Source organism: Sphingobium cupriresistens (genome assembly GCF_004152865.1).
In the GTDB taxonomy this organism is placed as follows: domain Bacteria; phylum Pseudomonadota; class Alphaproteobacteria; order Sphingomonadales; family Sphingomonadaceae; genus Sphingobium; species Sphingobium cupriresistens.
The window spans coordinates 1-12,350 of sequence record NZ_SEOO01000024.1; the positions used below are offsets into that span (position 1 = coordinate 1).

Annotated in this window: 20 protein-coding genes; 19 read left to right on the forward strand and 1 reads right to left on the reverse strand. The window is 64.8% G+C overall.

The window, feature by feature from the left end; translation table 11 throughout:
* Positions 1-71: 71 nt before the first annotated feature.
* The 19 genes from EWH12_RS14345 (at position 72) to EWH12_RS14435 (ending at position 10,945) form a co-directional block, all read left to right on the forward strand.
* Positions 72-767 carry a hypothetical protein gene (locus EWH12_RS14345; protein WP_129927024.1) on the forward strand — a complete coding sequence of 232 codons (696 nt, stop codon included), beginning with the start codon at positions 72-74 and terminating at the stop codon, positions 765-767.
* Between the two features lie 3 nt (positions 768-770).
* Positions 771-1,073 carry a hypothetical protein gene (locus tag EWH12_RS14350; RefSeq protein WP_017183247.1) on the forward strand — a complete coding sequence of 101 codons (303 nt, stop codon included), beginning with the start codon at positions 771-773 and terminating at the stop codon, positions 1,071-1,073.
* 193 nt (positions 1,074-1,266) lie between these two features.
* Positions 1,267-2,928 carry an ATP-binding protein gene (locus tag EWH12_RS14355; RefSeq protein ID WP_011950458.1) on the forward strand — a complete coding sequence of 554 codons (1,662 nt, stop codon included), beginning with the start codon at positions 1,267-1,269 and terminating at the stop codon, positions 2,926-2,928.
* 23 nt (positions 2,929-2,951) lie between these two features.
* Complete coding sequence (locus tag EWH12_RS14360) at positions 2,952-3,146, forward strand: hypothetical protein (protein WP_017183246.1); 195 nt, start codon at positions 2,952-2,954, stop codon at positions 3,144-3,146.
* Entirely contained in the window at positions 3,143-3,469 is a 327-nt protein-coding gene (locus tag EWH12_RS14365) for a hypothetical protein (protein WP_011950457.1), read from the forward strand. Before EWH12_RS14360 ends, EWH12_RS14365 begins: the two co-directional genes overlap by 4 nt.
* A gap of 137 nt (positions 3,470-3,606) precedes the next feature.
* Positions 3,607-4,071 carry a DUF736 domain-containing protein gene (locus EWH12_RS14370; protein ID WP_011950456.1) on the forward strand — a complete coding sequence of 155 codons (465 nt, stop codon included), beginning with the start codon at positions 3,607-3,609 and terminating at the stop codon, positions 4,069-4,071.
* Positions 4,072-4,197: 126 nt separating this feature from the next.
* Positions 4,198-4,710, forward strand: a complete 513-nt coding sequence (locus EWH12_RS14375) for a hypothetical protein (RefSeq protein ID WP_026002487.1) — start codon at positions 4,198-4,200, stop codon at positions 4,708-4,710.
* Between the two features lie 2 nt (positions 4,711-4,712).
* Positions 4,713-5,183: a DUF6878 family protein gene (locus EWH12_RS14380; protein WP_011950454.1), complete on the forward strand. Its 471-nt coding sequence runs from the start codon at positions 4,713-4,715 to the stop codon at positions 5,181-5,183.
* A gap of 3 nt (positions 5,184-5,186) precedes the next feature.
* Entirely contained in the window at positions 5,187-5,579 is a 393-nt protein-coding gene (locus tag EWH12_RS14385) for a DUF6915 family protein (RefSeq protein WP_017183642.1), read from the forward strand.
* A 33-nt stretch (positions 5,580-5,612) separates the two neighbouring features.
* Positions 5,613-5,873, forward strand: coding sequence for a type II toxin-antitoxin system Phd/YefM family antitoxin (locus EWH12_RS14390; RefSeq protein WP_017183643.1), 261 nt, complete (start codon positions 5,613-5,615; stop codon positions 5,871-5,873).
* The gene (locus tag EWH12_RS14395; RefSeq protein ID WP_011950451.1) at positions 5,873-6,283 is read left to right on the forward strand and encodes a type II toxin-antitoxin system VapC family toxin; all 411 of its coding nucleotides are present in this window, start codon (positions 5,873-5,875) and stop codon (positions 6,281-6,283) included. Before EWH12_RS14390 ends, EWH12_RS14395 begins: the two co-directional genes overlap by 1 nt.
* A 190-nt stretch (positions 6,284-6,473) precedes the next feature.
* Positions 6,474-6,788, forward strand: coding sequence for a DUF7673 family protein (locus EWH12_RS14400; RefSeq protein ID WP_011950450.1), 315 nt, complete (start codon positions 6,474-6,476; stop codon positions 6,786-6,788).
* A 41-nt stretch (positions 6,789-6,829) separates the two neighbouring features.
* Positions 6,830-7,027 carry a hypothetical protein gene (locus tag EWH12_RS14405; RefSeq protein WP_017183644.1) on the forward strand — a complete coding sequence of 66 codons (198 nt, stop codon included), beginning with the start codon at positions 6,830-6,832 and terminating at the stop codon, positions 7,025-7,027.
* 192 nt (positions 7,028-7,219) lie between these two features.
* Positions 7,220-7,915 (forward strand): hypothetical protein, encoded by a 696-nt coding sequence (locus EWH12_RS14410; RefSeq protein ID WP_011950449.1) that lies wholly within the window; start codon positions 7,220-7,222, stop codon positions 7,913-7,915.
* 12 nt (positions 7,916-7,927) lie between these two features.
* On the forward strand, positions 7,928-8,212 hold the full coding sequence (locus tag EWH12_RS14415) for a hypothetical protein (RefSeq protein WP_011950448.1): 285 nt from the start codon (positions 7,928-7,930) through the stop codon (positions 8,210-8,212).
* Between the two features lie 77 nt (positions 8,213-8,289).
* Positions 8,290-9,228: a hypothetical protein gene (locus EWH12_RS14420; RefSeq protein WP_011950447.1), complete on the forward strand. Its 939-nt coding sequence runs from the start codon at positions 8,290-8,292 to the stop codon at positions 9,226-9,228.
* A 108-nt stretch (positions 9,229-9,336) separates the two neighbouring features.
* Positions 9,337-9,609, forward strand: a complete 273-nt coding sequence (locus tag EWH12_RS14425) for a hypothetical protein (protein ID WP_011950446.1) — start codon at positions 9,337-9,339, stop codon at positions 9,607-9,609.
* Entirely contained in the window at positions 9,606-10,172 is a 567-nt protein-coding gene (locus EWH12_RS14430) for a hypothetical protein (protein ID WP_011950445.1), read from the forward strand. Before EWH12_RS14425 ends, EWH12_RS14430 begins: the two co-directional genes overlap by 4 nt.
* Positions 10,173-10,393: 221 nt before the next feature.
* Positions 10,394-10,945, forward strand: coding sequence for a DUF736 domain-containing protein (locus EWH12_RS14435; RefSeq protein WP_129927025.1), 552 nt, complete (start codon positions 10,394-10,396; stop codon positions 10,943-10,945).
* A 123-nt stretch (positions 10,946-11,068) separates the two neighbouring features.
* Here the strand turns inward: EWH12_RS14435 and EWH12_RS14440 are convergent, their stop codons facing one another.
* Positions 11,069-12,349 carry a SulP family inorganic anion transporter gene (locus tag EWH12_RS14440; protein ID WP_011950443.1) on the reverse strand — a complete coding sequence of 427 codons (1,281 nt, stop codon included), beginning with the start codon at positions 12,347-12,349 and terminating at the stop codon, positions 11,069-11,071.
* Position 12,350: the final 1 nt, after the last annotated feature.

Consider the following 12,350-nt stretch of genomic DNA (forward strand, 5'->3'; position numbering starts at 1 on the left):
CCGGCAGCTTCACACCGAACCGTTACCAGTCCCGCATGTGCCGGTAGGCTACTGATGACGGAACATCAGGTTTGATTCATGAGATAACTCCTTTCAAACAATTACTTAAGCGACTTCACGTCGCACGAGGCAACTTCCATTATCAGGGCGATCTCTATCGTCCCAGTGATAATCTTGCGACCCTCGCTGGCCGCATCGAACCGCATCTGGCGCGGTGCTTTCCGAACGCGTCCTTTGCGATCCAGACCCAGAAATTCGCGGGAGGACGCAAGATCACCGCTGAGATCCTCGACTGGCCCGAGGATCTGACCGGGCGTGACGCTCAGGAGGCCGCGCAGGTCGCGATCCGCGACCAGATGGAGCGGTTCGGAACTACCCGCACCAACCCTCTACAGGACTTCTGGTCCTGCTCCTTCTACTGCGAAGCGCGCATTGGACAGGTTTATTGGTCGGCGCTCGCGAAACGCAACGGACTGAAGAATCCGGTCGACGCGATCGTATCGCTGGCCGCCTTCAAGAAGCGCGTAAAAGCGGGCGACGCCCTCAAACTGGTCGATGCGCCGGCAGGGCATCGCGCAATTGGGACCACGCGGACGATCACCAAGGTGCGCTCGGGCGATCTGATCCTCGAAGGCAAATCCTATCTCGGTTTCCCGCGGGCGTCGGCTTTCGCGTGCGATGGCAAGTTCGTTCGCATCTCGATCGGATCGGAATATGAGCCGGACGCCCATCTGCTGTACGAGTGGATAGTGCAAAAGGCCGCGTGAGACATGGCCCTCATCGTCAAGGGCGGCGCCGTCTGCCAGAGCCCTCCGCGTCGGCGCCGACCATTCCGTATCGTGCAGAAGGGCTATCCCGACATCTGGGCGGCTGACTGGGCTGACGCCTCGCGCCTTTACTGCGATCGGCGGGACATGAACGGCCTGGGCGCAAGTATGTTCCCTGAAGCCACCCTGCTCCTCGAACACATGCCTGTCGGCCGCATCAGCTACAACGGCCGTATCTGGCTTCCAGGCGAGTGGCGTCCGGACGACCGGCCACTGTACGATAACCAGATCGCGTCCGGCACCTGACCGCGCGCTCTGGTCCTCCCATCCGAAATCGCCGTCCCGAGGAAACTCCATATCCGCAAGCGGCGTCCGAACGGCGAGCGCTACGTCCACATCGAGACCGAGGCCGAGACCAGCGCCGCTGTGCCTGATCGGTTGCGAAAGGGGAGAAGGGGAGGGCCGGGGGAGCAGGTCCGCTCTTGTCCAGGAGACCCCGATGCCCCTTCCCACCGTCATCCACAGCCAGGTCGATCCCGCCGCGATCACCAAGGTGACGCGCCTCTTCAACAACACGCTGGTCGACACCCTGGCTGAGCTCATCCAGAATTCGCGCAGAGCCGGCGCGACGGTCATCGATCTCGATGTTGCCGAGGCCGACGGGCAGAGCTGGCTTGTCATCGCGGATGACGGCGCGGGTATCGCCGATCCCGCCGTGATCCTGGCGCTCGGGCGCTCGGGCTGGGACGACAACATCGCGCGGCGCGAAGACCCTGCCGGCATGGGCGTCTTCAGCCTTGCCGGTCGCCATGTCGAAATCCGCTCCTGCCCGCGCGGTCCGGGCGAGGGCTGGGCTATCACCATCGGACCAGACCATTGGGAATCGGGCGCACCGATAGCTGTCGCCCCCTGCGATCATGGCTTCGGAACTGCAATCCGTCTTCTGCTCGACGACGATTGCACTAGGAATCTCGAAGCAGTGGCCAGCGGCGCGGCGCGCTATTGTCCCACACCGATCCGTTTCAACGGCGTACCCCTTACGCAAGCCGACTGGCTCGCCGGGGCCGATGTGGTCGAGGAGGTCGATGGCGTGCGGATCGGCCTGTTCACCGACGGGCGCACGACGCCCCATCAACCGCGCATCAATTTTCACGGCCTCACGGTTCCTTGCGTCCTGCCGTCAGTCGACGAGAAGGATCGCCATTGGTGGGCCCGGGTCGATATCGTCGATGCGCCGGCCCTGCAGCTCGTCCTGCCGGCCCGCAAGGAGATGGTCGAAAACGCCGCCCTCGAAGCGCTTCGCAATAGGGTGCTCAAGACGATCTACCGGCACATCGCCTCGCTCGGCAGCCATCGACTGTCTCATGCGCAGTGGACCGAGGCCGCCCAGCTTGGCGTCGATCTGCCCGAGGCGACGCCGCTCTTGCGGGCATGGATCCCGGCGACTGCCGACCAGAACAGCGGGCGCGAGAGTCAGGGGCTCATCCCCGCCGATAACCTGATGCTCGTCGATGACTTCGGTCCGCCACTCGAACAATGCGCGGCGTTCGCGCTTGCCCGCGATGGCCGTCTGAGAGGACGCTTGGCTGACCCCGACACTGCCATGGCCGGATATAGCTGGTACGACGCACTGCAGCGCATCGCCGCGCTCCGCTTCGAGATCGAGCGCGATGGCCGCGCCCATGTCTTCGACTGCACCGAGCTACCCGGTCTCGAAAGCGGCCCGGTCGAACGGCTCGACCTCGTGCTTGAAATCACAGGTCCGCAGCCCGAAACGATTACCGTCCCGGCACCTGTCGTCATCGAATATGACGATGGCCTGTTCTGGACCTTCGAAGATGCGAATATCCTGCTGGGCTCTCGCGACGCCGTCTCGCCCGAGGAGCTGGTTGATCTGCTGGAAGCCGCTTGCTTCTGCGCGAGCGACGATCGCGACGCTGATAGCTGGGAGACCCAAAACGACCGCTTCCTTCTCGACGCCAGGGAAATGGCTACCCGCCTTCTGCTCGGCGACGATGCCGCGCTCGTCGAGCGCCTGCGGGCGATCATCGCTTATCGCGCCCAATGGTTCGTGCCCGAAGGCCGGCAGTTCTCGGCGGTGATCGGCCGCGACGCGATCGCCATCGAGCTCCAGCCCACCAACCAGGTGGCGGCATCCTGACGGCATAATTGGAGGACCAAGCCATGCGATCCATCAAACGAGCGGCGCCGGCCGATCGCGCCGCCGTGGCGGAGGCGATTGACCATCTGCGCGCCGCGCGTAACCTTCTCGCCAGGAGCGGCGCCCCGCGTGCCGCCAGGGCCGTTCGCAAGGCACTGCGCAGCGCCGAAGGCGCGGCCCGGCACGTCAACCATCGTATCCGCAGGAGCCAGACATGAGCCGCTACGAACTGAAGCCGAGGCCCGGAAACGGTGTCATCAAGGCGGTGATCGGATGGGATCGCCCGCTGCAGAGCTTCTTCGCGCAAGTCTTCACGCCCACCGAAGACGAGCCCGACGAGGGCGAAGCAACGATCTGGCTCGGCACGGAGCCGGGGGAACTGCCGACCCCCGAGGCCGCGATCCGCGTCGTCGAAGCCTATGCGGACATTCCCGAAACGCTGGCGGCGTCCCTCGCCGCCGACCGGCACGCGACCATCGGGATGGTGGACGGCGTCCACCAGACGCGAGCCAAATTGAGTCTCTTCGGCACTCGCTCCTAAACCCCCCGAGGCCGCTGAAGCGGGCCTCGGAAATGGCGCTTGCGCGCCTGCTCGGCCGAACGGCCGAGGAGGGGAGTGGGGAAGGAGGAAGTTGGCTCGGACACAGTGTTCGAGACCGGCTTTCAGGAGACTTTCCCATGAATATCGGTTCGATCAAGCAGAATGACGCCGGCATTTTCGTCGGCAAGATCGCGACGCTGGCGATCGCGATGACGATTGCGCTGCGCGAGGTGCACTCGGCCAATCCGAAGGCGCCGAAGTACGAGGTGCTGGCGCTGTCGGCATCGCGGGCGTGGGTGCAGGTGGGTGCTCTGTTCGAGCTTGCCTCCAACAGCACCGGCGAGGCGTTCCTCAACGGCAAGATCGAGGATCCGAGCCTGGCCGCGCCGCTCTACGTGTCGGCGTTCCGTCAGGAGGACGGCAGCTACAACGTCGTGTGGTCGCGCCCGACGCGCCGCCGCGACCTCGCCTCGGAGATGGCGCCCAAGGCCGACGAGGGCCTGCCGCCGCTGCCCGGTGCCGACGAGACCGCCGGCCCCGCCACACAGGGCACCGAAGCCGGCCTCGGACAGTCCTCCGCAAGCCATGCCTTCGCTGGCTGATCGCACACGCCAAGTCACGAAAGGCCCTCGCTCTTCGCGGAGCGGGGGCTTTTCGCAATTTCCCCGGCCGTGCGGCCGCAGAGGAGAGGGGGCTTGGGCTGGTTGCTCACCGAATTGGAGAAGGCCATGTCCGACATCATCGATCTGGGCGGCGCGCCAGCGAACGAGGATTGCGCCCAGCTCGGGCACACATCCGACTTCGAGCGATTGAACCGCCTTGAGGTCGCCACCTACCGCGCGGCAATCATCGCCCGTTTCGGTCCGCCGCCTGACGGCTGCGCGCTGCTCACATTGACCAACCGGCACGATTTCGGCGTCTATTACACGCTCGGTCTCAAGGTCGATGCAAGCGCCACGCGGCGCGATTCCACCGTCGCCACCTATGCGGAGACCGTCGAGAACGGCCTTGGCAGCTGGATCGAGGCCGGCTTCGCCGCGCCGGTCTGCTATGAGGACGGGGAGGCCCCCAAGGTCGAGCGAAGCTCGATCGACGACATCGTCATGGGGGCGCTCCTCGCCACGCGGCCCGGCCCCGACGGACACTTCCCGGTCGCCGACTTCGCGATACTCCACCGCAATCTGGCTGCAGGCTATCCCCGCAGCGCCGAGGCCGCACAGCGCCTCCCCGAGGAGATTTGACCATGACCGCGACAGATCAATCTGCCGATGCCGCCATCACCGATCCGATCGAGGCCGAGTTGCAGGCGGCCCTGTCCGCCGTGCGGACAGTCGAGGCGCGCTGCAAGGATGCCTTCCTCCCGCATCTGCTCGATCATGGCATTGTCCGTGTCGAAATCCACTACGATGGCGGCGGCGACCAAGGCAGCGTCGGTGATGTCAATGCCTACACGCTGGAAGGCGAGATCGCGCTGCCGCGCATCCTCTGCGATCACCATAGCCTCGCCTATAGCGGCGAAGTGTCGACCCGCACGATCGACCTCGAGGATGCTCTGAGCGCCTTCGTCGACAACGCCATCTGCGCGCGGCACGCCGGCTGGGAGGACGGGGAGGGCGCTTATGGCACCATCGCCATAGACGTCGCCAGCGGCGCGGTGACCCTCACGCACAACAGCCGGTTCATCGACTATGACACGACCGAGGCGGAGCTATAGGCGATGTCGCACTGCTATTATCACGCGCTCAGCTCCGTGAAGCGCTGGGGCGGCGAGGCCGAGGACTATCTGCCCCTCCACCAATGGTTCGACGAGTCGAAGAAGATCGTCGCGGACCCCCGCCACCGTTCCTTGCGCCACCATGCAGAGGGCATATTCATGCTCGAGACGGTCTTCGGCGTGACGATCCGAAACGCTGATGGACGGGATATCCCGGTGCGGTTGATCGGGGAACAGCACGTCCAAGAGGATCTTGGCCGTATTCCCTCCTTCGCTGACTGGGCGCGGCTCATCCAGCCGATGCCGTGGATTCTTCGGGGCAACCCGGCCGGGTCACCGGGATTGGATCCAGATGTTGAAAACATGTGCCGGGTTGCTCCAGCGACGCAATTGTAGTAACATGGCTACATGCCCAAGTGCGAGGCTCTTATGAACATGACAACCATTTCAAGTCGTGACTTCAACCAAGGTGCGAGCCGGGCAAAGAAAGCTGCCCGCAAGGGCCCTGTCTATATCACCGAACGGGGCAGGCCCACCCATGTGCTCATGACGATCGAGGATTATCATCGACGGCAGGGCAAGAAGCCCCGCAGCTTGCTCGCGACCTTGGCGCAAGCCGGCGACGATGCTGACTTTGACTTCGAACCCAGCAAGCTGGATCATATCGTCCGACCGGCGGATCTGGATTGATGTTTCTCCTAGATACGAACGTCATCTCCGCGCTTCGCAGACCTGAACGGCTGCCTCCCGAGGTGACATCCTGGGCGGACGAAGCCGATGTCGACCAGTGCTACATTTCGGTCATATCGGTCCTCGAAATTGAACTAGGCATTTTAGCCAAGGAGCGCGTCGATGCTTCTACCGGCCGCATTTTGCGGACATGGTTTCAAACCGACGTGCTGGCGGCGTTCGATGATCGCATCATCCCGATCGACACCGAAGTCGCGATGCGGTGCGCCGCATTGCATGTGCCGGATCCCCAACCGGAGCGGGATGGTCTGATCGCCGCGACGGCGGTTGTGCATTCGATGACGCTTGTTACCCGCAACGTTGCGGATTTCGAGCGCACGCCGGCCAACCTCCTAAATCCCTGGCATTGAACTGGCGCTGAGCCGAAGTTGATTTGAGGTGACAGACCATGAAGTCTCGGCACAAAGATCCGAAAGCAGGCGACACATCCAGGCGGGAAGTGCTGCGCCTCCCCGACTTCAATGCAGATGATCGCAAAAATGTTGCAGCTGCTCGTCCTCCGGTAGCAGCGGACGCTTTCAATGAAGAAACGCGGCCGGCGTGACCGCGGCACCCTTCGGCAAGGCCGCTGCGGGAAAAGCTCTCGATCGCCTGATCGATCTTGCCCGGTCCGACACGGGCCAGGCGCGCCGCGCCGCCAACTTCCTGCTCGCCTGGTGGAATGGCGAGGATTGCGGTCATTTTCCCATCGCCGATCTCTTCGGTGTCGATGCGACGATCGCGACCCATATCACGACCATCATTGGATTTCTTGGCCAGCATGAAGGTGCGATCTACCCCGATGCCTTCGGTCGCAAGGCCGAGATGATCGAACTGGTCGGGCGCTGGCGCGACTTCGCCGACGAGGATGGCTGAGCGCTCGCATCGGGACGCTATCGGCGCTATTGTCGAGTCCCATGGCCGAGCTTGATCCCCACACGCTGCGCGTCGCCGCTTCGCTCGTTCGCTCGCGGATCGAGACCATAAAGCTCGACGGGCGCATGGACGGGCTCCAGCGGTTGGGTGCGCACCGTACGCTCACCCAGCTCGCGGTGGATCTCGAAGTGTCGGCCGACCATGTCGGGCCTCCCCGCCGGCGCAAGCGTACGAGCTGAACGCGCCAACCCGGCGGTGACGCCGGCCGGGCCTTCCGACCATCGCTGACCGAGGCCGAGAAGCTTCTCCGCACGTCTTCTGCCGTCCGCGCTCCGCGCACGGGGAGGGAAGGGGGGAAGAGGATGGCGGCCGGGCCTGTCTCCGAGGCCGGGGACCGGCCTTGCGCCGCACGCCCTTCCTGAGGAGCCATTATGGCCAACCATTTTACCAAGGCGAGCTTCACCTTCGCTGTCACCGATGCCGAGGCCGAAATCTTCCGGCATGTCGGCGAGGCTGCCGAGATCGTTGGCGATTCCCGCCTCGCACCCGATCAGCGCGCTGCAGCCTATGCCGACCTTGGCGCGGGCTTCGCCGCCTGTTTTCCCCCGATCGACTCCGATCCCTTCGGCGGCTTCCTCGCGATCTTGAGCGATCCCGATTATCCACGGCTCGGCTTCTCCGTCCAGGTCGATCCGTCGGATGGGACAGGGCGGTGCAAGGTCTGGCTCCATGGCGATCAGTTCGACGTAGAAACCGCCGCGCAACTGATCCAGAAGGTCGCGAAATCCGCGCTGCCGGCCGGCTTCGAATATTGCCTCGATTGCGACCGCCTGCGCCCTGGCGAATTCGGCGGCGGCTATGTCGTGATCCGCGAGGATCGCTTCGAATTCGCCTCATCGGCCCAGCTCCTCGAGCGGGCGCTTTCGCGCGAGCACCGTGAAGGCGCCGACGGCTACGTCCTCACCACGCGAGATGCTGAAGAGGGTCTGCTGTTCTGGAACAATGACACGGGCTTTGGCGAGCTAAGCACCGCAACCGTGTTCTCCGAAGCCGAGGCCGGCCGTTTCGACGTTCCCATCGCCCATGATCAGCCGGAATGGCTGGCCATGCCGGCGCCGATCTCCTGAAGGAGCCCGCCCATGCGCTTCATCATCGCTCTCTACGAGATCGACCGCGCCTATGGTGGGCCTGAAGAAGGTGCCTGGTGGTACGATACCGGCGAACTGGCTCGATTGCTGGCGCTCGCGCCCACCGAGACCCGCGCCGTCCAGCTTGCCGATCGCGCCAATCGCCTGCTCGAGCGGTTACAGCGCCACCGCCGCCGCGTCGATTCCGTCCTCTACGACGGTGGGCGCTATGCCGCCATCGTCTTCGAATGGACGGCGCCGCCGGCATTTCCCGAAGTCCGGCCGCAATACGCCTGACCACGCACGCGCAGGCAACCGGTCCGCGCCTGCTCCCTCCTGACCCCCCAGACCGACCATCCCAAGGAGGATTCTCCATGTCGACCTATCATGTCGCCTTCACGGCGCGTGTCCCTCACTGGATTCTCGAGCACGCCGAGGCCGGGAACACGGACCGTGCGCGCAGCTGGATCCTCTTGCAAGGCTGGTATGAGCGCCGCAGGCTCGAATGGAACGCCACGCTTACGGTGGAACCGGACAAGGCCCACTCCCCGATACGCCATGAGGTCATTCTCGATCTCGATTGTCCCGAAACCGACAGGCCCAGCGCCGCCTCGTTCGCGTTCACCGTCAAGGTAGGCGTTCGCCATGGCGAGGATCCGATCCACAAAGCGCGCCGCGTGCTCGATCTGTCCCGCCGCCGTGACTCGCTGTGCCGCAAGGCCGACCGCTGGGACGTTCTGGACCGCGGCTCGTTTCGCGCCGTGCGCGGCAGTTCGCTGATTGGACCGATGCCGCCGCAGTGGCCCATCGACCGGACGCTGACCGCCTTTTCGAGCCATCTGGGGAGCTATGGACAAGGCGGGGTCGGCCTCGCGGGCTGGCAATGCAACGGGGGATCATGGATGGTGCTGCCGCTGACCTACTCCGACGGATGGATCTGGCTCACGCGCGAGGAGATACGGCCAGCGCCGGACCATCGGTCACTTGCGATCGCTGTCGATCAGCGAATCCTCGGTGTGCATCCCGATCAGCTCGCGGACTTCCCGCCCTGGGAGCATCGCTATGCCGGTCAACATCAGATCCTCGACATGCCTGACTTCGGAGCCGAAAGGCCCACAATCCTGCGGTTCGACGCGAGCGAGACCGGCTTCATCCTCGAGGCCGCCAACGGTCCGACCCGCTGGCGCTTCGCCATGGGCGACGACCTACCGCGCCCTGTCTGGGGCGGTTCGCGGAAACCGCGGCTGCTGTGCGAGGGCGAATCCGTCGCCGAGGCCTTCTGCCTCGCCCATGATTGCTATCTTGAAGTCTGACCGGGGTCACGCACGTAGCACTCGCCCACGCGCTACCGCGATCGTTGCTGTGACCGCATGCCATCGGTCGCGGCCCGCTGACCTACCGCTTCCGACATGGAGGATCACATGATCGTAATTTCAGGCCTGCGATGGAAGGTCCTGGCAGCCAGCGCCCCAGCCTGCTGCGACCCGGCAGATGTATGCCGCGAGGCCGTCGAACACTGCAACGCCTTGAGGGTCGGCATCGACGTCAGCTTCCGCGACAACATCATCGAAGCCCGGCCCGGCAGCGATCCCGCGCAGCTCGCCGACATCTTCGAGCGCCGCGCGGCCGAGCTGGCCAAGCCGGTCGGCTCTCCCTCGTCCGACCACGTTCAGTCCCAAGGGGAACGACCATGACCACCATCGTCCTGAGCAACGGCCATTTGCGCACAGAGACCGCCGACGCGGCGATCGACGCGCTGATCGAGATCCTGCGCGATCATCCGCTCAACCGTCTGTTCGAAAAATATGGCGACTTTGTCGAACGCGACGCCCGCAATCTGCGCGGCGAATGGCTGGAAGGCGTCGAGAATGCCGTCAGCTTCTTCGGCAACTTCTTCGATCGCTCTCATATCTTCAGCATCGTCTCGAACGATCCGGATCATGTCGACCGGCTCTGCACGGCGATCGCGGCCAACAGGCAGCGCGCCGACTATCTGCGTCAGCCGCCGCCTTATGATTCCGACAAGCTGGTCATCGAGCGCAAGCGTTTCAGCGTCACCCAAGGCGAAGTGCTGCTGACCTATAACGGCCAGCGGATCGAGCAATATGGCGACACGATCCGGCTCAATGGTCGCGGCGACTATGACGGCCATGACGACCATTACTGGCACGGCATCGCAAAGCGCGACCTCGCCCGTCGCCATGTCGAGGCCTTCGACCGCAGCAGGACCGCGAGCGAGCGGCCTGCTTCCTTGTAGCTGTCATCGCCCAGCCAGTACCGGCGGCCCGGGGCGGCCTGACCGCTTTAAGGCGATCAGCGGCATCCCCTCACAGATCCATTTTCGCCCCGAGGCCGCGGAAGCGGGCCTCGGATGTGGCGCTTGCGCGCCTGCTCGGCCGAACGGCCGAGGAGGGGAGTGGGGAAGGAGGAAGTTGGCTCGGACACAGTGTTCGAGACCGGCTTTCAGGAGACTTTCCCATGAATATCGGTTCGATCAAGCAGAATGACGCCGGCATTTTCGTCGGCAAGATCGCGACGCTGGCGATCGCGATGACGATTGCGCTGCGCGAGGTGCACTCGGCCAATCCGAAGGCGCCGAAGTACGAGGTGCTGGCGCTGTCGGCATCGCGGGCGTGGGTGCAGGTGGGTGCTCTGTTCGAGCTTGCCTCCAACAGCACCGGCGAGGCGTTCCTCAACGGCAAGATCGAGGATCCGAGCCTGGCCGCGCCGCTCTACGTGTCGGCGTTCCGTCAGGAGGACGGCAGCTACAACGTCGTGTGGTCGCGCCCGACGCGCCGCCGCGACCTCGCCTCGGAGATGGCGCCCAAGGCCGACGAGGGCCTGCCGCCGCTGCCCGGCGCCGACGAGACCGCCGGCCCCGCCACACAGGGCACCGAAGCCGGCCTCGGACAGTCCTCCGCAAGCCATGCCTTCGGCTGCGAGCCGCAGCAGGAACAGCAGCAGGAAGGCGGACGCCGGCAGCGTCGTCAGCGCGCGCCGGAGCAGGCGGAGGAGCCCGAAACCGTCTGAACCTCCCCGTGCCCGGTCCCACACCTCCAGGCCGGGCACACCCTCCCGCTGGGCTCGCTTCGCTTCTCGCGAAGCGGGCCCTGTTTTCATTTACCCGGCAGCCCGCACGTCTGCATTCCGGCTTCAGTCTCCCTCTTGCGGAACCCGTCGTCGTGCCATGGCCAGCAGCGCAGCGACGACGCATCCCGCGACGATCCCGAAGGTCAGGTCCTTGACCAGGGTCAGCCCAAAGGTCGCCAGGAGCACCAAGGCCGTGGGCCAGCTGCGGATCAGGCGCAGAAACTCCGCCTTCTCGGCCATGTTCCAGCACACCACCAGAAGGACGCCGGCGAGCGCGGAGAGCGGAACGTACCGTGCGAGCGGTGCCGCGACGAGCATGAAGAGCAGGACGAACAGCGCGTGCATCATGCCCGACAGCGGACTGATCGCGCCGGCCCGAATGTTGGTTGCTGTGCGTGCGATCGTGCCGGTGACGCTGATCCCTCCGAACAAGGCGGACACGATATTGGCAAGCCCCTGCGCAACAAGCTCCATGTTGGAGCGATGCTTGCGCCCGGACATGCTGTCGGCGACCTTCGCTGACAGCAGACTTTCGACGCCGCCGAGCAGCGTAAACGACAGGGCCGACGGCAGCAGCTGGAGAACCAGCGCCCACGACAGCTGCGGCGCCTGCGGCGTCGGAAGCCCACGCGGGATCTCTCCGAAACGGCTGCCGATCGTCTCTGCCGGAAGCTGCAGCCAGGCGGCAGCTATCGAGGCCAGGACGACCGCGATCAGCATACCGGGCCAGTTCGGCCGGAACCGGCGCACCACGAAAATCAGCGCGGCGCATCCCAGGCCGAGCACCGCGGCCGCGGGCGTCACCGTCGAAGCCGCGTTGCCCAGCCCCACCAGCTTGGGGATGAGGGGGCCAGGTTCCGCTCCGTCGAGATGAAGACCGAAGAGGTCCCGGATTTCTCCGGAGAAGATCGTCACCGCAATGCCGCAGGTGAAGCCCACCGTCACCGGATGGGGAATATGGCGGATCAATGAGCCCAGCCGCGAAAGTCCAATCAGCGTCAGCAGGGCCCCGGACAGCATCACGGTGACGAGGAGGCCGTTCAGACCGAATTTCGTCGTGGTCGCCGCGACCAGAACAATGAAAGCCCCGGCGGGACCCCCAATCTGATAGCGGCTACCGCCCAAGGCCGAAACGAGGAATCCGCCGATGATCGCGGTATAGAGCCCTCGCTCGGGCGACACCCCCGAAGCCACGGCGATCGCCATCGACAGCGGCAGAGCGACGATCGCGACCGTCACGGCGGCCAGCACGTCCTTGCGAAACGACGAGAAGGAGTAGCCCTCGCTCAGGACCGTGAGCAGCTTCGGCCGGAAGAGATGCGATGTCGCCGTTCCGTCAGGCATC

Excerpts from the sequence above, each read along its gene's own strand:
- EWH12_RS14350 (WP_017183247.1), top strand. The coding sequence starts at position 771 with ATGGCCCTCATCGTCAAGGGCGGCGCCGTCTGCCAGAGCCCTCCGCGT.
- EWH12_RS14355 (WP_011950458.1), top strand. The coding sequence starts at position 1,267 with ATGCCCCTTCCCACCGTCATCCACAGCCAGGTCGATCCCGCCGCGATC.
- EWH12_RS14360 (WP_017183246.1), top strand. The coding sequence starts at position 2,952 with ATGCGATCCATCAAACGAGCGGCGCCGGCCGATCGCGCCGCCGTGGCG.
- EWH12_RS14365 (WP_011950457.1), top strand. The coding sequence starts at position 3,143 with ATGAGCCGCTACGAACTGAAGCCGAGGCCCGGAAACGGTGTCATCAAG.
- EWH12_RS14370 (WP_011950456.1), top strand. The coding sequence starts at position 3,607 with ATGAATATCGGTTCGATCAAGCAGAATGACGCCGGCATTTTCGTCGGC.
- EWH12_RS14375 (WP_026002487.1), top strand. The coding sequence starts at position 4,198 with ATGTCCGACATCATCGATCTGGGCGGCGCGCCAGCGAACGAGGATTGC.
- EWH12_RS14380 (WP_011950454.1), top strand. The coding sequence starts at position 4,713 with ATGACCGCGACAGATCAATCTGCCGATGCCGCCATCACCGATCCGATC.
- EWH12_RS14385 (WP_017183642.1), top strand. The coding sequence starts at position 5,187 with ATGTCGCACTGCTATTATCACGCGCTCAGCTCCGTGAAGCGCTGGGGC.
- EWH12_RS14390 (WP_017183643.1), top strand. The coding sequence starts at position 5,613 with ATGAACATGACAACCATTTCAAGTCGTGACTTCAACCAAGGTGCGAGC.
- EWH12_RS14395 (WP_011950451.1), top strand. The coding sequence starts at position 5,873 with ATGTTTCTCCTAGATACGAACGTCATCTCCGCGCTTCGCAGACCTGAA.
- EWH12_RS14405 (WP_017183644.1), top strand. The coding sequence starts at position 6,830 with ATGGCCGAGCTTGATCCCCACACGCTGCGCGTCGCCGCTTCGCTCGTT.
- EWH12_RS14410 (WP_011950449.1), top strand. The coding sequence starts at position 7,220 with ATGGCCAACCATTTTACCAAGGCGAGCTTCACCTTCGCTGTCACCGAT.
- EWH12_RS14415 (WP_011950448.1), top strand. The coding sequence starts at position 7,928 with ATGCGCTTCATCATCGCTCTCTACGAGATCGACCGCGCCTATGGTGGG.
- EWH12_RS14420 (WP_011950447.1), top strand. The coding sequence starts at position 8,290 with ATGTCGACCTATCATGTCGCCTTCACGGCGCGTGTCCCTCACTGGATT.
- EWH12_RS14425 (WP_011950446.1), top strand. The coding sequence starts at position 9,337 with ATGATCGTAATTTCAGGCCTGCGATGGAAGGTCCTGGCAGCCAGCGCC.
- EWH12_RS14430 (WP_011950445.1), top strand. The coding sequence starts at position 9,606 with ATGACCACCATCGTCCTGAGCAACGGCCATTTGCGCACAGAGACCGCC.
- EWH12_RS14435 (WP_129927025.1), top strand. The coding sequence starts at position 10,394 with ATGAATATCGGTTCGATCAAGCAGAATGACGCCGGCATTTTCGTCGGC.
- EWH12_RS14440 (WP_011950443.1), bottom strand. The coding sequence starts at position 12,349 with ATGCCTGACGGAACGGCGACATCGCATCTCTTCCGGCCGAAGCTGCTC.